We start from the raw sequence: 21,475 nt of genomic DNA, 5'->3' as shown, positions 1-21,475 counted from the left end.
AGGAACGAATCGATGAAGCCTGGGCACACCGGCTGGCGCCACCTGATCCATTCTACCCGCTACTCCATCAAGGGCCTTAATGCCGCCTTTCATAACGAAGCCGCCTTCCGTCAGGAGCTGGGGCTTTGCTTGGTGATGGTGCCGCTGGCTATCTGGCTCGGGCATTCACCCGTCGAATGGATCTTGCTGATCGGCAGTTGCCTGCTGGTGCTGATCGTCGAACTGCTGAATACCGCGGTGGAGGCGGTGGTCGACCGCATCGGGCCTGAACGCCATGAGCTTTCCGGGCGGGCCAAGGATATCGGCTCGGCGGCCGTGATGCTGGCGCTGATGATCGCTGGGATGACCTGGGGATTGCTGGCCTGGCAGCGCTTCTTTGGCTAGGCCTTTCCGGGTGGCTTGGCTGAGTTAGCCGCAGGGCGCAGACAGTAGGGTGGCCGCTTCGCTATGCTTGGGGAAATGACAAGGAGATGCCCATGGCGCTGCCCGATGGCTTCCTGCCGCTGACCGAGATTCCCCACTGCCTGCACGCCTCGCTGGGCGAGACCGCACAGCGTCTGGATGAGGCGCTGGAGCGCGCCGATGCCCGCGCAAACCAACAGCAAAGCGACCCGCTGAGCGAGACTTGGCGAGCGCTAGATGAATCGCGCCGCGAGCAGCTGGCGAAGGTGCTGGCGGTTTCGACGTTCGCCGCCGATACGCTGGTCCACTATCCCGATTGGCTGACGAGCCTGGACGCCAACGGCGAGCTCGATAGCGCGCCGTCGCCTGGTTTGCTCGACCAGTGGCTGAGCGAGGCCCTTGATGAGGTTACCGATGAGGCGGGCATGCAGTCGGCGATCCGGCGTTTTCGCCGCGAGCGCATGCTGGGCATCGTCTGGCGCGATCTGACCCGCCCCGAGGGTACCTCCATGTGGGAGACCGCCGGTGCCGTCTCACGCCTCGCCGAGACCTGCCTTGAAGGGGCGCTTGGCTGGCTCGAAGCGCATTTAGAAGCCCGCTGGGGCCTGCCGGCTCCGAGGGCCGACGGCAGTCCTCAACGCCTGGTGGTGCTGGGCATGGGCAAGCTCGGCGCCGGTGAGCTTAATCTGTCGTCGGATATCGATCTGATTTTCGCCTTCCCCGAGAAGGGCGTGACCCAAGGCGGCAAGCGCGAGTTTGAGCATCAGGAATACTTCACTAAGCTAGGCCAGAAACTGATCGCCGCCCTGGATGCGATGACCGCCGATGGCTTCGCCTTTCGCGTCGACATGCGCTTGCGTCCGCTTGGGGACGGCGGCCCGCTGGTCGGCAGCTTCTCCATGCTGTCGAGCTATTACCAGGATCAGGGCCGCGAATGGGAACGCTACGCGATGCTCAAGGCGCGGCCCGTCGCCGGCGACATCGACGCCGGCCGCGAGCTGCTGGCGAGCCTCAGCCCCTTCGTCTATCGCAAGTACCTGGATTTTGGCGCCATTGAGTCGCTGCGCGAGATGAAGTCCATGATCAATCGCGAGGTCAAGCGCCGTGGCATGGACGACAACATCAAGCTCGGTCGCGGCGGCATCCGCGAGGTCGAATTCGTCGTGCAGGCCTTCCAGCTGATTCGCGGAGGCCGTGATACCGAGCTGCAGGTTACCTCGCTGAAGACGGCCCTCGAGCGCCTGCCCGAGCTTGGCCTGTTGCCGCAAGCGGTGGTCGATGAGCTGACGCCGGATTACGTCTTTCTGCGCGATCTGGAGCATGCCATTCAGGCCCTGGAGGATCGTCAGACCCAGGCGCTGCCCCATCATGAGGCCCAGCGTGAACGCATCGCCCTGGCGATGGATATGGACGACTGGCCGGCCCTGATGGCGCGGCTCTCGGAGCTTCGTGAGCGGGTGCGCGGCCACTTCGATGCGGTGATCGCCGACCCCGAAGAAGAGGCCGAGGGCAGCGATGAGGAGGACAGCACGGCCTATACCGAGCTGCGTGCCCTATGGCGCGGCGAGCTGTCCGAACAGGAAGCGACGACGCTGCTTGAAAACGCCGGCTTCGCCGACCCCGCTCGCGGTGACAGGCGCCTCAAGGCCCTGCGTCAGTCCCGGGCGGTGCAGGGCATGCAACGCATCGGTTTCGAGCGTCTCGACGCCCTGATGCCACTGCTGCTCGAAGCGGTGCTGGCAAGCGATGATCCGGATACGGTGCTCGAGCGGGTGCTGCCCCTGATCGAATCGGTGCTGCGGCGCACCGCCTATCTGGCGCTGCTGCGCGAGAATCGTGATGCGCTCGGCCACCTGATGCGGCTGTGTGGGGCCAGTCCTTGGATCGCCGACCAGATCGCTCGCCACCCGATTCTGCTCGACGAGCTGCTGACGCCCTCGACGCTGTATACGCCCGCCGATAAGTCACGCTTGGCCGATGAACTGCGCCAGGCCCTGGGGCGGATTCCCGAGGACGACGAGGAAGCCCAGCTCGAGGCGCTGCGAGTGTTCAAGCATGCCCAGGTGCTGCACGTGGCGGCCTCCGATATCGTCGGCACCCGGGCGCTGATGAAGGTCAGCGACTACCTGACCTTCATCGCCGAGGTGGTGCTGGAACAAGTGCTGGCAATGGCCTGGAAGCACCTGACCCGCAAGCATGGCTACCCCAAACGCCGGGACGGTAGCCATGGTGAGACCGACTTCATCATCGTCGGCTATGGCAAGCTCGGTGGCATCGAACTTGGCTATAGCTCCGACCTGGATCTGGTGTTCATCCATGATGCCGCCTCCCAGGGCAGCACCGACGGCGAGCGGCCGATCGACAATCCGGTGTTCTTCACTCGCCTCGGTCAGCGCATCATCCACCTGCTGACCGCGGTGACGCCCGCCGGCGCCCTGTATGAGGTCGACATGCGCCTGCGGCCTTCCGGCAACGCCGGCCTGCTGGTAACGACTCTGGAAGCGTTCGCCGACTACCAGCGCCGTGAGGCCTGGACCTGGGAGCATCAGGCCCTGGTGCGGGCTCGGGCCGTGGCCGGCGATACCGACCTGGCGCAGCGCTTCGATGCGGTGCGCCGGGAGGTGCTCGGACAGGCCCGCGACCTGCCGGCGCTTCGCGACGAGGTGATCAGGATGCGCCACAAGATGCGCGATCATCTGGGCAGCTCAGCGGCGGCCAAACAGTCCGGTGCCTTCGATCTCAAGCAGGATGCCGGCGGCATGGTCGATATCGAGTTTCTGTGCCAGTACGCGGTGCTGGCGATGGGACATGATTGCCCGGCGCTGCTGGTTTATAGCGACAACATGCGCATCCTCGAGACCCTCGAGGAGGTCGAGCTGCTGCCCGCCGAAGATGCCAACGCCCTACGTGAGGCCTATCTGGCCTATCGCAATGCCTTCCATCGCACAGCGTTGACCAAGCAGGACGTCGAGGCCGACTTCAGCGCCCAGCGCGAGCTGGTCAGCCGGCTGTGGCAGCGCCTGCTGGAAGACGGCGAGGCGTTCACGACCCACGACATTTCACATCAGGAGACGCCCAAGTGAGCCAAGGCAAGGTACTCGTGCTGCACGGTCCCAATCTCAACCTGCTCGGCACTCGCCAGCCAGAGATCTACGGGCGAGAGACCCTCGACGACATCAATAATGCGCTCTATGAGCGGGCCACGCTGAATGATTGGGATATCAGCTGTCGCCAGAGCAACCACGAGGGCGCTCTGATCGACGCCATTCAGGGCGCGCGGCTCGATGGCACCACGGCGATCATCATCAATCCCGCGGCCTATACCCACACCTCGGTGGCCATTCTCGACGCCTTGAATGCCTTCGAGGGCAAGGTGATCGAAGTGCATCTGTCGAACGTGCACAAGCGCGAGGCCTTCCGGCACCATTCCTATGTCTCGCTGCGTGCCGACGGCGTCATCGCCGGGCTTGGCAGCCAGGGCTATCGGGCGGCGCTGGACGCGCTGATCAACGGCTAAGCACGGTCCTTGCACGCCGGGGCGGCAGTGCCTTGGCGGGTATTGAGACGCTGGTATTAGACTAAGGTCTAAAATCTGGCTATCATGGGGTTGTTATCCTTTAGTCGTATAGGACGCTACCCCATGAAAACATCGACCTCTGCCCAACAGCTTCCGCTGATCAAGCGCATCGGCCAACTGGCCTACCGCATGCTCGAGAGCATGACCGAGAGCTCCTACCAGGGCTTCATCGCTCGTCAGGGCTATCGCTACGCCTACATCTGATCGGTCGGTTGCAGGGCATGGGGTGCTCATCCGCCCCGGCCCTGCCGACTCCCCCCGCACTATAGTCTCCTGCCTTTCTTCGACGTAGGGCCCGCTCGTCCACCGAGATGCCTTCGTTCCCCAGCCTTTTTGCGGTGTAAATCGCACGCACTAGCCTGACGTCTTCTCCCAGTTCTTTTCTATCTATCTTCCGTGCGCTTAGCGGAACCTTGGGTCCTGCTCGCAGGCTTATTGCCGTCCCATTCGCATCGCTTGTTTGCGTGTCGTAGCATGCGCTGTTGTTCTATAAGGCGTCGTTCGACGCAGCGACAGGTAAGCCACGACATTCAATCAATGCTCGTGACTTGTCATGCTGACTGAAAGGGAGCTCTCGCCGTTGCGGGAGGATCGTGATGCGACTGATTCACATGCTGCGCCGGCGCTCGACATGCCGGCAGCTAACGCAGCAGCTCAACATCGACATGCGTGCGCGGCTGAAGCGCGCCTTCCTGTGGCTATTGCTGCTCACTGGCTTGCATACCCTAGCGATGGTCGTCTTCGAATCCATGGGCGGGGGCGATGCCCTGTGGCTGACGTTGACCACCATGACCACGGTGGGCTATGGCGATCTCTCGGCGGCGACGCCGCTGGGGCGGGTCGCGACGGTGCTGCTGCTGTACGTCGCTGGCATCACTCTGCTTGCGCAGCTGGCAAGCGACTACATCGACTACCGCCTCAAGCGGAAAGAATCCATGATCAAGGGCCGCTGGAGGTGGCAGATGAACGACCACGTGCTGATCATCAACAGTCCTGCCAATAACGCCGCCGTCTACTTCGACCGGCTTGTGCAACAACTGCGGGCAACCCGGGAACTTCACGATACGCCGGTGCAGATTCTCACCGAGGCCTTTCCGGATGGGCTGCCCGACCATCTTCGCGAGCAGGGCGTAGTGCACCATCACGGCGAGCCTTCGGATCCTCAGGCGCTGGCCGCGGTGACGCCGGAAAGCGCCCGGGTGATTATCGTGCTGGCAAGTGACGAATATAGCCGCGTCTCCGACAGCATCACGCTGGACGTGCTGATCCAACTGCGGGACCTGTGCGGGGAATCGCTGCCCTATACCGTCGCCGAGTGCGTTCACGAGGACAGCCGGCGGCGCCTGGCGCTGGCCGGGGCTAGCACTAGCCTGCGGCCGATTCGCGCCTATCCGGAGATGCTGGTGCGCTCGCTGGTGGCGCCTGGGGCCGAGAAGATTCTCGAAAACCTCTTTACCCACCATGACGATCACGCCATGCGCTATTCGGTGTCGCTGGAGGACGCCGTCTGGTCAGACGTTACCTGCCGTCTGATGGTTGCTGGTATGGGCACCCTGATGGCCTATGTGGGCGAGGACGGCGAGATCGTCTGCCATCCGGCGCACGATCACCGCTTCAACGCTACCGCCCTGATCCTGATGGTGCGGGAAGAGTTCGTGCCGAGCACGGCAGACATCAAGGCATGCTTGGAGGAAGGGTAGCGGGCCACCGTTGTCGATGGCATCCGCTTGTCGGCGTTATTTCTTCTCCCGGTATTCCCCTTCCAGCACCTCGTGCTCTTCGAGGTGGCCGCCGCTGGAGCGTGACTGGCTGCCATGCTGGTAATAGCTGCCGCCGATATCCTCGGCCTGCTGGGCACGCATCTGCTCCATGCGCTTTTTCATGCGATGGCGCAAGAAGGGCAGCATGGCCCAGCCGACCAGCAGGAAGAAGAGCCCGAGGATGGTGCCGACGATCATCAGCACGCCGAACATCAGCCAGGTCAGCACCAGGCGGGGTCCGCTCATGCCCTGGCGCGGCCTTGCTTGGCGAGCGCGTTCCTTCCATTGATGGGCCGCCTGCCAGGCAGCATTGCGTTGGCGATCTTGATCGTTCATGAACTGCTCCCGAGGGGAGGTGGGTGGTGATTGCGATGACGCTAACGACTTCGATGGTAAATCGCAGGTCAGGTTCCATGATCTTGGCGAACATGATGAGGCGCGGGGATACAGACAAGCTTGGCACGCCATGACACTGTCGTCACCCAGGCGAGCATGCCGGTCTTCAAGGGGCGTTGTGCATTGCCGATAGCCTTGCGATGATCCTTGGCAAAGATGGGCAACGGGAATGATGCGACCACGTGGACAAGTTTGAGCAACGATTGGATCAGGCCGCGCGCGCAGCCTGGCTTTCCTATGTAGGCGGTCGCACCCAGGATGAGATCGCCAGCCAGCTGGGTGTTTCGCGTCCCGGGGTGCAGCGCCTGCTAGCGCTGGCGCGCCAGGAAGGGCTGGTCAAGGTGCGCATCGATCATCCCATTGCCACCAGCATGATGCTGTCCCAACAGATTGGTGGGCGTTTCGGTCTGGACTTTTGCGATGTGGTGCCCGTCGATTCCGGTAGCGCCGACAGCAGCTACCAGTACCTGGCCGTGGCCGGTGCCGAGCGGCTGGAGCGCTATATCGAGCGCACCGCGCCGCTGACCCTTTCGCTGGGGTCGGGGCGGACGGTGAGAGCCATGGTCGAGGCCCTGAGCCGACTCGACCGCCCCCAACATCGCTTCGTCTCGCTGGTCGGCAATGTCGCCCGTGACGGTTCCTCGAACCGCTATGACGGGATCATGGTGCTGGCCGACAAGACCGGCGGCGAACGCTTTCTACTTCCCGCTCCGGTGGTGGCCGGCTCGGTGGAAGAGAAGGAAGCCATGCTCGGTCAGCGCCTCTTTCATGCGGTGACCGATGTGGCCCTGCAAGCCGAAGCGGCCTTTATCGGCATCGGGCGCATCGACCGCCAGGCGCCGCTGTTCCAGGATCACTTCATCAACGAGGGCGAGCTGGACGAACTGCTCGCCATGCAGGCGGTGGGGGAATTGCTCGGTTGGCCGATGACTCAGGACGGTGACGTCATCGACTGCTCGATTACCCGTCGCGTCACCAGCCTTCCGCTCGAGTTGCTGCGTGATCAACAGCTGGTCGCCCTAGCCGGCGGCCGAGAGAAGGCGCCGGCGATTCTCGCCGCGCTGCGCGGTGGTTGGCTGAAGGGCCTGGTCACCGATGAAACCGCGGCGCGCTTCATCCTGGATGCCGGAAGCTGATCCGAGCTCGGCTCTCATTTCCTTTCTTTTTCTGGCTTCTAGCGCCCCTCGCGACGCTGCAGTCTGACATGGCGCAGTATCCAGTGGTTCGGCCGAGCCGTGCCGTGATGGCCAGGTTGACCGTTAGCATCACCGCTCGATCGTCGATCCGATAAAGCCACGGCGCATCTGAACTGCACCCCGCTTGCCCACTATCCCTTGCCAACTATCCCTGGCGCACTACCCCTAAAGTATAGGCCTCTTGGCTTTGCTTTTTTTAGGGTGCTGTCCGATCATTTGATCGACAAGTGAGTGAATGATCAAAACACAACAACAGATAACTCCCTTACGAAGGAGCAAGCCATGAAGCTGTCACGTGTGCTTCCAATCGCCGGCCTGGCGGCCGTCGGTGCGACGGTTGCGAATGCAGAAACCATCACCGTGGCCACCGTCAACAACAATGACATGGTGGTCATGCAGAGTCTGACCGACGCCTTCGAACAGTCCCATCCGGACATCCAGCTCGATTGGGTCGTGCTCGAAGAGAACGTGCTGCGCCAGCGCCTGACCACCGATATCGCGACCGGAGGTGGGCAGTTCGACGTGATGACCATTGGCACCTACGAGGTGCCGATCTGGGCCGAACGCAGCTGGCTGACGCCGCTGGACAACCTTCCCGAGGACTACCAGGTCGACGACCTGCTGAAGTCGGTTCGCGATGGCCTGAGCCATGACGGCACCCTGCAAGCGCTGCCGTTCTATGCCGAAAGCTCGATGATGTATTACCGCAAGGATCTGTTCGACGAAGCCGGCATCACCATGCCCGACCAGCCGACCTGGGAAGAGGTGCGTGAGTGGGCCAGCAAGCTTCACAACGCCGATCAGGAGCAATATGGCATCTGCCTGCGTGGCAAGCCGGGCTGGGGCGAGAACATGGCGCTGGTCTCTACCATGGTTAACACCTTCGGTGGGCGCTGGTTCGACATGGACTGGCAGCCGCAGATCGATTCGCCGGCCTGGCAGGAAGCGGTCAGTTTCTATGTCGATCTACTCAGCAACTACGGTCCTCCTGGCGCCAGCTCCAACGGCTTCAACGAGAACTTGGCGCTGTTCTCCCGTGGCAACTGCGCCATGTGGGTCGATGCTACCTCGGCGGCAGGCAAGCTCTTCGATGCCGACCAGTCCAGCGTCGCCGACAAGCTGGGCTTCGCCCCGGCGCCGATCGCCAAGACGCCCAAGGGTTCCCATTGGCTGTGGTCCTGGGCCCTGGCGATTCCGGCCTCGTCTGATTCCAAGGATGCGGCGCGTCAGTTCATCACCTGGGCGACCTCCAAGGACTACGTCTCTCTGGTAGGCGAGCGTGAGGGTTGGACCAGCGTGCCCCCGGGCACCCGCACCTCCACCTACGAGAATCCCAACTATCAAGAGTCCGCGCCCTTCGCCGGTTTCGTGCTGGACGCCATCCAAGGCGCCGACCCCACCGATTCGACGCTGGAACCGAGCCCTTATACCGGCGTGCAGTTCGTGGGTATTCCCGAGTTCCAATCGATCGGTACCCAGGTCGGGCAGATGATCGCCGCCGCCTTGACCGGTGAGACCTCCGTCGAGCAGGCGCTGCAGTCCTCGCAGCGTGCCACCGAGCGCACCATGCAGCGTGCCGGCTACCTGGACTGATCCGTGTCCGCCGGCCGGGTGACCCCGGCCGGCTCCTTCCCTGCGACCTTCATGGTTACCGACATGAATAAGACCAGAACTTCCGGGCGCACCATCGGAGGGCTGCGTACCCTCTCGCTGCAGGCGCCCGCCGTCACCCTGCTGTTCCTGTGGATGATCGTACCGCTGGCGATGACCGTCTGGTTTTCCCTGCAGCGCTACAACTTACTGATGCCCGGTATGACCGGCTTCGCCGGTCTCGAGAATTACGAGTACCTGTTCACCGACCCGGCCCTGTGGTCGGCCATGGGCACGACCCTGCTGATGGTCGGCTGGGTGCTGGTGATCACTGTGGTCGGCGGCACGCTGCTGGCCGTGCTGTTTCAGCAGGACTTCATGGGTCGAGGCATCGCCCGCGTGCTTGCCATCTCGCCTTTCTTCGTCATGCCCACTGTCAGCGCGCTGGTGTGGAAGAACATGATGATGCACCCGGCCAACGGTGTGCTTTCCTGGGTGGCGGAGTCCCTTGGCCTGCCGGCGGTGGACTGGTTCTCGTCGCTGCCGTTGACCTCGGTCATCATCATCGTGGCCTGGCAGTGGCTACCCTTTGCGCTGCTGATTCTGCTCACCGCCATGCAGTCGCTGGACGAGGATCAGGTCGAAGCCGCCCGCATGGATGGTGCCGGCCCGATTGCGATCTTCTTCTTCATTACCCTGCCACACCTCAAGCGGGCGATCAGCGTGGTGATCATGATCGAGATGATCTTCTTGCTGACCATCTTCGCCGAGATCTTCGTCACCACCTCTGGTGGCCCGGGCCTTGCCACCACCAACCTGGCCTACCTGATCTACATCCGCGCCCTGCTCGATTTCGATGTCGGCATGGCCTCCGCCGGCGGGGTGGTCGCCATCATCCTTGCCAATATCGTTGCCATCTTCCTGGTCCGCATGGTGGCCAAGAACCTGGAAAGCTGACGTGGGAGCGCGACACATGACGACTGCAAAAAACCAAACCGTGGCCAGGGCCCCAGCCGCGCCGGCGACGCGATCAGCGCTTGCCAGTGCGCTGCTCAATCGCCGCCTGTGGCTCGGCGTGCTGGGCTGGACCTTGGCCCTGGTGATCTTTTTCCCGATCTTCTGGATGATCGTGACCGGCTTCAAGACCGAGGCCGAGGCCATCGCCGACCCGAGCCTGATCTTCTCGCCGACGCTTGAGAACTACGCCGAGGTACAGAGCCGCGCGGGCTATGCCAAGTTCGCCCTCAACAGCGTGGTGGTGGCCTTCGGCTCGACGCTGCTGGCGCTGCTGATCGCCATTCCGGCGGCCTATTCGATGGCATTCCTGCCGACCAAGCGCACCAAGGGCACCCTGTTGTGGATGCTGTCCACCAAGATGCTGCCGCCGGTTGGCGTGCTGGTGCCGATTTATCTGCTGTTCCGCGACACCGGACTCTTGGATACCCGCACCGGCCTGGTCATCGTTTACACCCTGATGAACCTGCCGATCGTGGTCTGGATGCTCTACACCTTCTTCAAGGACATGCCCAAGGACATCCTCGAGGCGGGTCGCATGGACGGTGCCGGCACCCTGCAGGAGGTGATCTATCTGCTGCTGCCGCTGACCCTGCCGGGCATTGCCTCCACCGGTCTGCTGGCAGTGATCCTGAGCTGGAACGAGGCCTTCTGGAGTCTCAACCTCACCTCGTCCCAGGCGGCACCGCTGACCGCCTACATCGCCTCCTTCTCGAGCCCCGAAGGCCTGTTCTGGGCCAAGCTTTCCGCCGCCTCGACGATGGCCATCGCGCCCATCCTCATCTTCGGATGGTTGACCCAAAAGCAAATGGTTCGCGGCCTGACCTTCGGCGCCGTCAAGTAAAGGAATTCTGATATGGCAACGCTAGAACTCAAACAGATCACCAAGAGCTTCGACGACACCCACGTCATCAAGGGCGTCGATCTCGAGGTCAACGACCGGGAATTCGTGGTATTCGTCGGCCCCTCAGGCTGTGGCAAGTCGACCCTGATGCGCATGATCGCCGGGCTCGAGAGCGCCACCAGCGGTGACATCCTCATCGATGGCCAGCGCATGAACGAAGTGGGCCCGGCCGATCGCGGCCTGGCGATGGTCTTTCAGAGCTACGCGCTCTATCCGCACATGACCGTCGAAGACAACATGGGCTTCAGCATGCGCCTGGCCGGGGTCTCGAAGGATAAACGCCGCGAGAAGGTGCTCGAAGCGGCCAAGATCCTGCAGCTCGAGCCGCTGCTGGACCGCAAGCCCAAGGCGCTGTCCGGTGGCCAGCGTCAGCGCGTGGCGATCGGCCGGGCCATCGTGCGCAACCCGAGCATCTTCCTGTTCGATGAGCCGCTCTCCAACCTCGATGCCGCCCTGCGCGTGCAGATGCGCATCGAGCTGGCCAGGCTCCACGAGGAACTCGATGCCACCATGATCTACGTCACCCATGACCAGATCGAGGCCATGACCATGGCCGACAAGATCGTGGTCCTACAGGGCGGCGAGGTCGAGCAGGTCGGCTCGCCGATGGGGCTCTATCATCACCCCCGCAACCGCTTCGTGGCCGGCTTCATCGGCTCGCCGAAGATGAACTTCATCGCTGTCGAGCAGGTGTCCAGCGACGCCGAAGGCGTCACCATCAAACTGCCGGGGGGCGAGACTCGCCAGGTCCCGATCGATGGGTCGGGCCATGCCGGCGGTGGAGCCCTCGAGCTGGGCGTGCGGCCGGAACACCTCGTGCTCGACGAGCAGGGCCCGATGGAGGGGCGTATCCAAGTGCTCGAGCGCCTCGGCGGCCAGACCTCGCTGTATGTGCAGATGGGCGACAGCCTCTTGACCATCATGGCCGACGGCGACGTGGCCTACCGGGTCAACGACAGCGTGCGCTTCGGCTTCTCGTCGGATCGTGCCCATCTGTTTGATGCCGAGGGGCTGTCACTTCCCAAGTTGCATCGTCATCCCTTGGCCGGCCTGCGTCGCCAGGACAATCGCGCGCCTTCCGATACCGTCGGTCAGTGAGGAGAAGGCCATGGATAGCCTGATCTTCGACTGTGACGGCGTGCTGGTGGACAGCGAGGCCATCGCCGAGGCCACCCTGATCGACCTGCTGGCGGCCTGGCTGCCGGATCTTGCCACCGAAGAGGAACTGACGGCGGCGCTGGGCATGACCACGGCCAACATCCTTGGCCATCTCGAGGCGCGCAGTACCCATCGTCTGCCGGCCGATGCCACGGCACGGGTCGATGCCACCATCGAGGCGCGCCTGGCCAATGAACTCGATGCCATCGATGGCGTCGCCGAGGCCATCAAGGCCGTCGAGTCGTTAGTGCTGCCCCGGGCGGTGGTGTCCAACAGCCGTCGCCAGCGGGTGCTGGCATCCCTTGCGACCACCGGGCTCGATGCCCTCTTGGACCAGGTGCCGATCTTCACCGCCGACCAGGTAACGCAACCCAAGCCGGACCCGGCGCTCTATCGCCTGGCCGCTGCACAGCTGGGCTGTGAGCCCGGCGATTGCCTGGTGGTGGAAGACAGCGTCGCCGGTGTGACGGCGGCCTATGGCGCCGGCATGACGGTGATTGGCTTCACCGGCGCCAGCCATGTGCCACCGGGGCAGGACGCGCGGCTGCGTGATGCCGGAGCCTGGCAAATCCTGCCTCACATGCGCGGTCTCGAGGCGCTGGTTCAGCAGTGGCTCGACACTCGCCGGCTGGAGGCCGATGCCTAAACCGGCATCCGGCTCACGTCGCATCACTCATTGTTCCACCCTTCAATGCCATGCGGTTCACAGGAGAAATGCATGAAACTCAATGACAAGGTCGCGGTGGTGACCGGCGGCGCCCGGGGGATTGGCCTGGCCATCGTCGAGCGCTATCTGTCCGAGGGGGCCAAGGTGGTGGTGGCCGACATCGATCGCGAGGCCGTCGACACGGCGGTGGCCCATTTGCAGCAGTCCAACGTTGAGACCGGCGACCGTGTGCTGGGGATTCGTCTGGACGTCTGTGACCCGGCGTCGGTCGCGGCGCTGATCGAGGAAACCCGGCGTCATCTCGGCGGTATCGACATCCTCGTCAATAACGCCGCGGTGTTCGATATGGCCCCGGTGCTCGAGGTCACCGAATCGAGCTACGACAAGCAGTTCAACGTCAACGTCAAGGGCGCTTTCTTCACCCTTCAGGCCGTGGCGCGCGCCATGGTTGAGCAGGGGCGGGGTGGCAAGATCATCAACATGGCGTCTCAGGCCGGCCGCCGGGGCGAGCCGCTGGTAAGCATGTATTGTGCCAGCAAGGCGGCGGTGATCAGCCTGACCCAGTCCTGCGGTCTGGCGCTGATCGAGCACGGCATCAACGTCAACGGCATCGCTCCGGGCGTGGTCGATACGCCGATGTGGGAGGAAGTCGATGCGCTCTTCGCCCGTTACGAAGGCCGGCCCCTGGGCGAGAAGAAGCGCCTGGTCGGCGAAGCGGTGCCCTACGGGCGCATGGGGCGCCCCGAGGATCATGCCGGCGCGGCCGTCTTTCTGGCCAGTGACGACAGCAACTACGTGGTGGCCCAGACCCTGAACGTGGATGGCGGCAACTGGATGAGCTAAGGCGACCGCGGATCGCCAGGAAGGATAACCATGATCGCGCATATTCATGACATGGCCGCACGGCTGCTCGAGGCCTCGAGGCATCGTCAGCGGTTCATCGTGGCCCTCGCCGGGCCGCCTGCCGCCGGCAAGTCGTTTCTCTCGGAATGGCTGTGTCGCGAGATCAACCTGCGACAGCCCGGCATCGCCGCCGTGGTGCCGATGGATGGCTATCACTTCGACAATGCGGTGCTCGACCCCGAAGGGCTGGTGCCGGTGAAAGGTGCGCCGCAGACCTTCGATATCGACGGTCTCCGCCAGGACCTGACCCGCATTCGGCGTGCCGACCGGCCCGTGGCGGTGCCGGTCTTCGACAGGCCGCTGGACCTGGCCCGGGCGGGTGGACGGATCATCACCCTCGAGCATCGGCTGATCATCGTCGAGGGCAACTATCTGCTGCTCGACCAGGGGGACTGGCCGGCGCTGCGGCCGTTATACGACCTGACGCTGTTTCTCGATGTGCCGGATGAAGTTCTCGAGGCCCGGTTGATCCAGCGCTGGCTGGGCATGGGGCAGGATCAGGCCGGTGCCCTCGAGCGCACCCATAACAAGGACTTGCTCAACGCCCGGCTGATCAAAACCGCCTCGGTGCCCGCCGATGTCAATTGGGCCGTGACCGCCTGAGTGGCAGCAGCGCACGAATGACGCCTGGCCGAGGCAGCGCGCTGACCTCGGTACGGTTTTCTACTTTTCGCGCGATCTCTCACCAGATCGACGCTTCGCCAGGAGCAGTGACATGATCCATCTCGATAACGCCCACCTGGAGAGCCTTGGAGCCGATATCGCCACGCCGGACTACGACCGGAAGGCGGTCACCGAAGGCATCGTTCACATCGGGGTCGGTGGCTTTCACCGCGCCCATCAGGCCATGTACCTGGACGCGCTGATGAATCGCGGCGAGGCACTGGATTGGGGCATCGTCGGGGTCGGCGTGATGCCCGGCGATCGCCGCATGAAAGAGGTGCTGGCCGCCCAGGACCATCTCTATACCCTGGTGATGAAGCATCCCGATGGCCGTCGCGAGGCGCGGGTGATCGGCGCCATGCTCGACTATCTGTTCGCCCCGGAGGATCCTGAAGCCGTCGTCGAACGGATGGCCGACCCGGCGATCCGCATCGTCTCGCTGACCGTCACCGAGGGCGGCTACAACTTCCATCCGGTCAGCGGCGAGTTCGATCTCGACAACCCTGACGTCCAGCACGATCTGGCACCAGAGGCCGCCCCGAAGACCTCGTTTGGCCTGGTCGTTGAGGCCCTGCGTCGCCGCCGTGAGCGAGGGATTACGCCTTTCACCGTGATGTCCTGCGACAACATTCAGGGCAACGGCGATGTCGCTCGCAAGATGTTCACGGCCTTCGCCCATGCGAGGGACGCCGAGCTGGGTGCCTGGGTCGAGGCCGAGGTGCCTTTTCCCAACTCGATGGTCGATCGCATCACGCCGGTCACCACCCCCGAGGACATCGCCGAACTGGGCAGCCAGTTCGGCATCGAGGATGCCTGGCCGGTGGTCTGCGAGCCCTTCACTCAGTGGGTGCTCGAGGATCGCTTCGTCGACGGGCGTCCCGCCTTCGAACAGGTCGGCGTGCAGGTGGTCGAGGACGTCGAGCCCTATGAGTTGATGAAGCTGCGTCTGCTCAACGCCAGCCATCAGGCGCTGGCCTACTTCGGTTACCTGGCCGGCTACCGCTATGCCCACGAGGCCAGCGCCGACCCGCTGTTCGAGACCTTCCTGCTCGACTACATGACCCAAGAGGCGACCCCGACCCTGGCGCCGCTGCCGGGCGTTGATCTGGACGACTATCGCCGCACCCTGATCGCCCGTTTCGCCAACCCCGAGGTCAAGGACACCCTGGCGAGGCTCTGTGCCGAGAGCTCGGACCGCATTCCCAAGTGGATGCTGCCGGTGGTCCGCGCCCAACTCGATACGGGCGGCGATATCCATCGTTGCGCGGCGGTGGTGGCAAGCTGGGCGCGCTATGCGGAGGGCGTCGACGAGCAGGGCGAGGCGATCACGGTGGTCGACCGCCTCAAGGACGAGCTGATGGCGATCGCGGCCAAAAACCGCGATCATCCCACTGTCTTTATCGAGAACCGCGAGCTGTTCGGTGACCTCGCCGAGAACGCGCGCTTCCGCGAGGCCTATCTCGCCGCGCTCGACAGCCTGCATCGTCTGGGTTCCCGAGCTACGCTGGAAGCGCTGGTCAAGGACTGAACGGGGATTAACGAGGAGTTAGCCATGTATCTCGGCGTGGATTGCGGCACCCAGAGTACCAAGGTGGTGGTGGTCGATATCGACGCCGCTGCCATTCTCGGCGAGGCGAGCCGGCCGCACCGGCTGATCGAGGGGACCAATGGCCGGCGCGAACAGCATCCTGGCGACTGGCTCGAGGCGTTTCGCGGTGCCTTTCAGGACGCCGTGGCCAAGGCGAACATCGACCCCCGTGCGGTTCGCGCCATCGGCATCTCCGGGCAGCAGCACGGCATGGTGGCGCTGGATCGCGACGGTGAGCCGGTCTATCCGGCCAAGCTGTGGTGCGACACCGAAACCGCCGATCACAATGCTGCACTGGTTGAGCGCCTGGGCGGTGAGGCCGGCTGTCTCGAGCGACTGGGCCTGGTCCTGCAGACCGGTTATACGGCCTCGAAGCTCGCCTGGCTGCGCGACACCCATCCCGAGGCCTATCGGCGTATCGACAGCCTGCTGTTGCCTCACGACTACCTCAACTTCTGGTTGACCGGCGAGCGGGTCAGCGAGGCCGGTGACGCCTCCGGCACCGGCTATTTCGATACGCGGCGCCGCGAGTGGCGCCTCGATGTCTTCGCTGAGATTGCCCCCGAGCTCGATGCGCGGGCGGTGCTGCCAAGGCTGATCGACGCCCGGCAGCCGGCGGGCGTCGTGCGCCCGGCGCTGGCGCGAGAGCTGGGGCTTGCCGAGGGCGTGGTGGTCTCGAGCGGCGGTGGCGACAATATGCTCGGCGCCATCGGCACCGGCAACATTCGGCCCGGCGAAATCACCATGAGCCTTGGCACCTCCGGCACGATCTGTGCGCATTCCAGCGAACCCGTGCAGGCCGAAAGCGATATGGTCGCCAACTTCTGTTCAAGCGACGGCGGCTGGCTGCCGTTGATCTGCACCATGAACGTCACCTCGGCGACGACGCGGATTCGCGAGCTGTTCGGACTGGAACTCGACGACTTCGGCGAGCACATCGCCTCTGCCCCGATCGGCGCCGAAGGCGTGCTGATGCTGCCGTTCTTCGATGGTGAGCGGGTGCCGGCGTTGCCGCATGCCTCTGCCAGCCTGCTGGGACTGACCGGCACCAACCTCACGCGGGCCAACCTGTGTCGGGCGGTGATGGAGGGCGCGACCTTCGGGATGCGCTACGGCCTGGAGCAGCTCGGCTCACTGGCCGCCGGTGCCCGGCAGATTCGCCTGATCGGTGGTGGGTCGAAGAGCCCGGTGTGGCGCCAGATGGTCGCCGATATCACCGGCATTCCGGTGATCAGCCCGCGGGTCACCGATGCCGCGGCGCTGGGAGCGGCGTTGCAAGCGGCCTGGTGTGAACGCCGGGGCGACGTCGCGCTGGATGCGCTTTGCGAACGGCTGGTGGTGCTCGATGAGGCGACCCGGGCCGAGCCCGTGCCGGCAGGCGTCGCGGCCTATGAGGCGGTCTACACTCGCTATCGGCAGGCGCTGGCCGAGCGGCATGGCATCCCTGACTGAGCCTATATAAGCAAGCGCTGGAGCCGACGCTTAGGTCAGCCGCCACAGGGCGGCGGTGACGATGCCGGCGCCGATCGACGGCAGCGGCTTGCGGGTCGCCAGCATCACCCCCAGGGTGGCGACCAGCGCCAGGCGGGCGGCGCTATCGCCCCTGACCGCCATGGGCGTGATCACCGCCACCAGCACCGACCCGCTCATGGCATTGATGAACCGCTCCATCTTCGGCCCGATGGGCACCCAGGACATCATCAGCACGCCCCCGGCGCGGGTCAGGTAGGTCACCAGGGCCATGATGACGATGGCGGTGAGCGCCCCGGCGGGGCTCACGGGCAGGGTCATGAAACGGCCTCCCGGGCAGTGGAGCGGGGCGGCACCAGCAGGCCGACGGCGCCGCCGGCCAGGGCCCCGACGATCACGTGCGCATTGGCGGGCAGCCATGTGAGTGCCGCCAGGGTGGTCAGGGCGGCCACGCTCCAGGGCAGCAGCACCCAGAGATCCCGCTTGCCGGTCATCAGCATGGCCATCAGGAAGCAGCTCATGATCACGTCCAGCCCGAAGCGCTCGGGCTCGGTGATGCCGCTGCTGAACACCACCCCGAGCAGGGTGCCGATCAGCCAGGCCAGCCACAGTGCCAGGCCGGCGCCGACCAGCATGCCGACGTTGTCGGTGTCACCGCGCTGATAGTCCGTGGCGGCCATCGCCCAGTTGGAGTCGCTGAGCAGTGTCAGGCTGAGATAGCGCTGTCGCGGCGGCAGGTGGCGTAGCCAGGGATAGATGGCGGCGCCCATCACGAGATGACGGGCGTTGATGGCGAAGGTGGTAGCGATCAGCGCCACCAGCGGGATCTCTGGGCCCCACATCTCCAGCACCGCGAACTGGGCGGGCCCGGCAAAGACCAGCCCGCTCATCATCACGGCCTCAAGGCCGGATAGCCCCCGGTGCAGCGCCGCGACCCCGAACGCCAGCCCGAAGGCCATGGTGAACAGCGAGATCGGCGCCATGCGCTTGAGGCCGACGAGGGTGCCGGCGCGATCGAGCCGGGCACTGGAGAGGGGAGAGGACATGGCGCTCCGTGGCGGTGGCAGAGGATGCGCCATATCCTGCCGCCTTCGCCCTCGAGGGGCAAGACGAAGGTCGAGGGCTGGTGACACGATGCTTTTGGCGACGCCCCTGAGCCCCTCGCCGATGGAGCCGGGCTTATTCCCCTTACCCTCGCCATACCCCGGCGACGATCTCGTAGCTTTGCAGCCGGTCCTGCTGGGCGAAAACATCCGTATGCAGCATCAGCTCGTCGGCACCGGTGAGCTCGAGCACTGTCTCCAGTCCCTGTTTGACCGTCTCGGGTCCGCCGATCACGGCGGCGCCCAGGAACTGCTCGACCTGCGCCCGCTCACGGGCATTCCAGTCCAGCGCTTCGACCGGCGGCAGCGAGCGGGTCGGTCGACCCCGGATCAGGTTGAGAAACTTCTGCTGGGCGGTGGTGGCCAGGTACTGGGCGTGGAGATCGCTGTCGGCGGCGATCACCGGCAGGCCGACCATGGCATAGGGGGCGTCCAGCACCGCCGAGGGCTGGAAGTTGTCGCGATAGAGCCTGAGCGCCTCGAGCAGCTGGGCGGGCGCGAACTGGGCAGCGAAGGCGAAGGGCAGACCGAGCCTGGCGGCCAGCCTGGCGCTGTAGTCGCTGGAGCCGAGCAGCCAGGTGGGGACATGGGTGCCCTGGCCGGGAATCGCCTTGACCCGCTGGCCGGGGCGGGCCTCATCGAGATAGCCGCGTAGCTCCTCGAGCCGGTCGGGGAAGTCGTTGACCCCGGCCTGGGGGTTGCGGCGCATGGCGGCCATGGTCGCGCCGTCAGAGCCCGGCGCGCGCCCCAGGCCCAGGTCGATGCGATCCGGGTAGAGGGTCGCCAGAGTGCCGAACTGTTCGGCGACCACCAGCGGCGGATGGTTGGGCAGCATGATGCCCCCGCTACCGACGCGAATGCGCTCGGTCTGCCCGGCCACATGGCCGATCAATACCGAGGTGGCGGCGCTGGCGATGCCCTCGATGTTGTGGTGCTCGGCGAGCCAGTAGCGGCTGAACCCCAGCCGCTCTGCCTGCTGGGCGAGGGCAACGGTTTCCTTGAAGGTATCGGCGGCGCTGCCGCCTTGGCGAATCGGTGCCAGGTCGAGCACCGATAGGGCCGTGTTCGAGAGACGAGAATCGGCGAGATGTGACATGGGGACTCCTGACTGGCATCAGACAAGGGGAGGATTGTTAGCATCCTTATGATTGCAGCATGGAGGTCACGTTCGACAATAACAAGGGGTGAGGGCCCTTGTTATTGACTCGCGATTGCGCCCTCTGTCACCACGGCTTCACCGGCGTCTGGCAGGCTAGCCCATCAGCTCCCAGGCGAGCCAAACGCCGGCCAGCACGGTCAGGCCGGCACCCACTGGGCGAGCATGGCGCTTCCAAAGGCCCAGTGCAGCCTCGCCGGCTAGCGCCACCAGCAGTGCCAGGCCAAAGTAGCGCACTCCGCGAGCGATCAGTGCCGCCAGCAGGAATAGCGGCAGCGGGTAGTCGCTGGCGCCTGCCACCAGCATGGCGGTCTGGAAGGGAATGGGGATGATGCCGACGGCCAGGATGGCCATGAAGCCACCTTCCAGAAAACGCGCCTGAAAGGTCTGGTAGGCCGCCTCGCCGCCAAAGAGTGGCAGCAAGGCATCGCCCCACTGCGCCATGGCTAGGTTGCCAAGGCCATAGCCGATCAGGGCGGCGAACAGGTTGCCGGCGAGCGCCACTCCGGCGAGGCGCCAGCGACGCTGCGGCTCGGCGAGCATCCAGGGAATCAGGATGACTTCGATGGGGATCGGCACCAGCAGCGTTTCCAGCACCGAGGCAAGGCCCAGCAGCCACAGGGCGTGGCGCGAGGCGCTCAGGCGCGCAAGCCACAGACGGGCAGAGGTCAAAGAACGCAGCATGGCATCTCGGCAACGGGGTGTCGGGGGGCAGTATACCAGCGACGGCGAGCGATCTATGATAAAAGGCTGGTAAACCAGCCAGGGCGGGAGGCGCCGATGACGACCCCCAAGCATCGTTACCAAAAGCCCCGACACGGCGCCACTCGACGTCCCACATCGACTGTTTCGCCCCGTCGCTTGCGACCTAGCCTGGGTGGCTGGCTGACCGACGCGCGCCTCAACGTCCTGGTGGACATCGCCATGACGACCGCCTTGATCATGGTCGGCCTGGCCCTGGCGGCGAAATTTTTCATGCCTTGAAGGCATGCTTGCCGTCTTGCCTCGGGGATTAGGCGCTGATGGTGCCTTGACCGATGATGACGGCCTCACCGCCGATACGTACGCAAGGCTCACCGTCTGCTCGAGCCTCGGTTTCTGAAAGAATGCGGCTCGCCCGCCCCATCTCGATCCCTTGCTCGATTCGCCACCGACGGACGCTTGGCGCTGGGTCTTCCAGCAACCCCGCCAGCATGCCCGTCAGCGCGGCGGCCGCACTGCCGGTTGCCGGGTCTTCGCGGATATCGCTCTCCATCGAGAACATGCGTGAGCGTATCTCGCCTTCATCGCCCATCGCCACATACAGATATAGCTGCTCGACGCCGCTTGCCGCGACATGCCGCGCCCAGGCTGCTGCCGAGGGTATCGCCTGTTGCAGGGCGTCCAGTGAATCGAGCTCGATCAGGTGATAGGGCAACCCCCGCGACGCGATGACCGGCTCGGTGACGACGTGCGACGGCGACAGGCCGAGCAGTTCGGCTGCTGTGGCGCGGTCTAGCGAGCTTTGCCGCTTTTCCGGTAAGCCCGCTGTGGTGAACCAGGCCAGGTCACCGTCGAAGCTGACCTCGAGGTTGCCGACACCGGCGGCCAGGGTCAGCGGGCGTTCGCGCTCGGCCATTGCCGTGGCGGCCAGCAGGTGCGCGGTCCCCACGGTTGGGTGACCGGCAAAGGGCAGTTCCAGCGTCGGCGTGAAGATGCGGATCGGGAAGTGATTAGGCGCTAACGGCGCCCCGATGAAGACCGTCTCCGACAGGTTCAACTCGTTGGCGATGGCCTGCATCTGCTGAGTGCTCAGGCCGTCAGACGCCGGGAATACCGCCAACGGATTGCCGGTAAAGGGCCGGTCGGTAAAGACATCGAGGAGATAGTAGGGATGGGATGTGTGGGACATGCTTGAGCTCCTTGGTTGGTCGCTTGGGTCACTTTCT

22 protein-coding genes are annotated in these 21,475 nt (G+C 64.5%); 16 read left to right on the top strand and 6 right to left on the bottom strand.

Features of this window, described 5'->3' with window-relative positions; translation table 11 throughout:
• Positions 1-12 precede the first annotated feature (12 nt).
• The 5 genes from BLR71_RS10835 to BLR71_RS10820 all read left to right on the top strand — a co-directional run bounded on the left by BLR71_RS10835 (position 13) and on the right by BLR71_RS10820 (position 5,679).
• A complete protein-coding gene (locus BLR71_RS10835; protein WP_092525935.1) occupies positions 13-384 on the top strand; it encodes a diacylglycerol kinase in 372 nt (123 codons plus the stop codon).
• Positions 385-476: 92 nt separating this feature from the next.
• Positions 477-3,485 (top strand): bifunctional [glutamate--ammonia ligase]-adenylyl-L-tyrosine phosphorylase/[glutamate--ammonia-ligase] adenylyltransferase, encoded by a 3,009-nt coding sequence (glnE, locus tag BLR71_RS10830; protein ID WP_092525933.1) that lies wholly within the window; start codon positions 477-479, stop codon positions 3,483-3,485.
• A complete protein-coding gene (gene aroQ / locus BLR71_RS10825) occupies positions 3,482-3,919 on the top strand; it encodes a type II 3-dehydroquinate dehydratase (RefSeq protein WP_092525931.1) in 438 nt (145 codons plus the stop codon). The genes glnE and aroQ overlap by 4 nt, the downstream gene beginning before the upstream one ends.
• Before the next feature lie 123 nt (positions 3,920-4,042).
• On the top strand, positions 4,043-4,183 hold the full coding sequence (locus BLR71_RS17630; protein WP_175491659.1) for a hypothetical protein: 141 nt from the start codon (positions 4,043-4,045) through the stop codon (positions 4,181-4,183).
• Positions 4,184-4,575: 392 nt separating this feature from the next.
• The gene (locus BLR71_RS10820) at positions 4,576-5,679 is read left to right on the top strand and encodes an ion channel (RefSeq protein WP_092525929.1); all 1,104 of its coding nucleotides are present in this window, start codon (positions 4,576-4,578) and stop codon (positions 5,677-5,679) included.
• A gap of 36 nt (positions 5,680-5,715) precedes the next feature.
• Here BLR71_RS10820 and BLR71_RS10815 read toward each other — a convergent pair whose 3' ends face one another.
• Positions 5,716-6,075: a hypothetical protein gene (locus BLR71_RS10815; RefSeq protein WP_092525927.1), complete on the bottom strand. Its 360-nt coding sequence runs from the start codon at positions 6,073-6,075 to the stop codon at positions 5,716-5,718.
• A 242-nt stretch (positions 6,076-6,317) separates the two neighbouring features.
• Here BLR71_RS10815 and BLR71_RS10810 point away from each other — a divergent pair, with 242 nt between their 5' ends.
• The 10 genes from BLR71_RS10810 (at position 6,318) to xylB (ending at position 17,270) form a co-directional block, all read left to right on the top strand.
• The gene (locus tag BLR71_RS10810) at positions 6,318-7,271 is read left to right on the top strand and encodes a sugar-binding transcriptional regulator (RefSeq protein ID WP_092525925.1); all 954 of its coding nucleotides are present in this window, start codon (positions 6,318-6,320) and stop codon (positions 7,269-7,271) included.
• A gap of 342 nt (positions 7,272-7,613) precedes the next feature.
• Positions 7,614-8,924 carry an ABC transporter substrate-binding protein gene (locus tag BLR71_RS10805; protein WP_092525923.1) on the top strand — a complete coding sequence of 437 codons (1,311 nt, stop codon included), beginning with the start codon at positions 7,614-7,616 and terminating at the stop codon, positions 8,922-8,924.
• A gap of 63 nt (positions 8,925-8,987) precedes the next feature.
• Positions 8,988-9,878 (top strand): carbohydrate ABC transporter permease, encoded by an 891-nt coding sequence (locus tag BLR71_RS10800; protein WP_092525970.1) that lies wholly within the window; start codon positions 8,988-8,990, stop codon positions 9,876-9,878.
• 16 nt (positions 9,879-9,894) lie between these two features.
• Complete coding sequence (locus BLR71_RS10795) at positions 9,895-10,779, top strand: carbohydrate ABC transporter permease (RefSeq protein ID WP_092525921.1); 885 nt, start codon at positions 9,895-9,897, stop codon at positions 10,777-10,779.
• A gap of 12 nt (positions 10,780-10,791) precedes the next feature.
• Positions 10,792-11,937: an ABC transporter ATP-binding protein gene (locus BLR71_RS10790; RefSeq protein WP_092525919.1), complete on the top strand. Its 1,146-nt coding sequence runs from the start codon at positions 10,792-10,794 to the stop codon at positions 11,935-11,937.
• A 10-nt stretch (positions 11,938-11,947) separates the two neighbouring features.
• Positions 11,948-12,643, top strand: a complete 696-nt coding sequence (locus tag BLR71_RS10785; protein ID WP_092525917.1) for an HAD family hydrolase — start codon at positions 11,948-11,950, stop codon at positions 12,641-12,643.
• A gap of 72 nt (positions 12,644-12,715) precedes the next feature.
• Positions 12,716-13,507, top strand: a complete 792-nt coding sequence (locus BLR71_RS10780; RefSeq protein WP_092525915.1) for an L-iditol 2-dehydrogenase — start codon at positions 12,716-12,718, stop codon at positions 13,505-13,507.
• Between the two features lie 30 nt (positions 13,508-13,537).
• Positions 13,538-14,170 carry a nucleoside/nucleotide kinase family protein gene (locus BLR71_RS10775; RefSeq protein ID WP_092525913.1) on the top strand — a complete coding sequence of 211 codons (633 nt, stop codon included), beginning with the start codon at positions 13,538-13,540 and terminating at the stop codon, positions 14,168-14,170.
• Between the two features lie 112 nt (positions 14,171-14,282).
• Positions 14,283-15,758, top strand: coding sequence for a mannitol dehydrogenase family protein (locus BLR71_RS10770; RefSeq protein WP_092525911.1), 1,476 nt, complete (start codon positions 14,283-14,285; stop codon positions 15,756-15,758).
• A 24-nt stretch (positions 15,759-15,782) separates the two neighbouring features.
• Positions 15,783-17,270, top strand: a complete 1,488-nt coding sequence (gene xylB, locus BLR71_RS10765; RefSeq protein WP_092525909.1) for a xylulokinase — start codon at positions 15,783-15,785, stop codon at positions 17,268-17,270.
• A 30-nt stretch (positions 17,271-17,300) separates the two neighbouring features.
• Here the strand turns inward: xylB and BLR71_RS10760 are convergent, their stop codons facing one another.
• The 4 genes from BLR71_RS10760 to BLR71_RS10745 all read right to left on the bottom strand — a co-directional run bounded on the left by BLR71_RS10760 (position 17,301) and on the right by BLR71_RS10745 (position 20,231).
• Positions 17,301-17,609 (bottom strand): AzlD family protein, encoded by a 309-nt coding sequence (locus tag BLR71_RS10760; protein ID WP_092525907.1) that lies wholly within the window; start codon positions 17,607-17,609, stop codon positions 17,301-17,303.
• The gene (locus tag BLR71_RS10755) at positions 17,606-18,334 is read right to left on the bottom strand and encodes an AzlC family ABC transporter permease (protein WP_092525905.1); all 729 of its coding nucleotides are present in this window, start codon (positions 18,332-18,334) and stop codon (positions 17,606-17,608) included. The genes BLR71_RS10760 and BLR71_RS10755 overlap by 4 nt, the downstream gene beginning before the upstream one ends.
• A 142-nt stretch (positions 18,335-18,476) precedes the next feature.
• Positions 18,477-19,487 carry an LLM class flavin-dependent oxidoreductase gene (locus BLR71_RS10750; RefSeq protein ID WP_092525903.1) on the bottom strand — a complete coding sequence of 337 codons (1,011 nt, stop codon included), beginning with the start codon at positions 19,485-19,487 and terminating at the stop codon, positions 18,477-18,479.
• A 156-nt stretch (positions 19,488-19,643) separates the two neighbouring features.
• A complete protein-coding gene (locus BLR71_RS10745; protein WP_092525901.1) occupies positions 19,644-20,231 on the bottom strand; it encodes a YqaA family protein in 588 nt (195 codons plus the stop codon).
• A 96-nt stretch (positions 20,232-20,327) separates the two neighbouring features.
• Between BLR71_RS10745 and BLR71_RS10740 the strand changes: the two genes are divergently transcribed.
• Entirely contained in the window at positions 20,328-20,531 is a 204-nt protein-coding gene (locus BLR71_RS10740; protein ID WP_092525899.1) for a hypothetical protein, read from the top strand.
• Positions 20,532-20,559: 28 nt separating this feature from the next.
• Here the strand turns inward: BLR71_RS10740 and BLR71_RS10735 are convergent, their stop codons facing one another.
• Positions 20,560-21,438, bottom strand: a complete 879-nt coding sequence (locus BLR71_RS10735) for a PhzF family phenazine biosynthesis protein (RefSeq protein WP_092525898.1) — start codon at positions 21,436-21,438, stop codon at positions 20,560-20,562.
• Positions 21,439-21,475 lie beyond the last annotated feature (37 nt).

The organism is Onishia taeanensis, from assembly GCF_900100755.1.
Classification (GTDB): Bacteria; Pseudomonadota; Gammaproteobacteria; order Pseudomonadales; family Halomonadaceae; genus Onishia; species Onishia taeanensis.
This window is presented reverse-complemented; position numbering and strand designations above follow the sequence as displayed.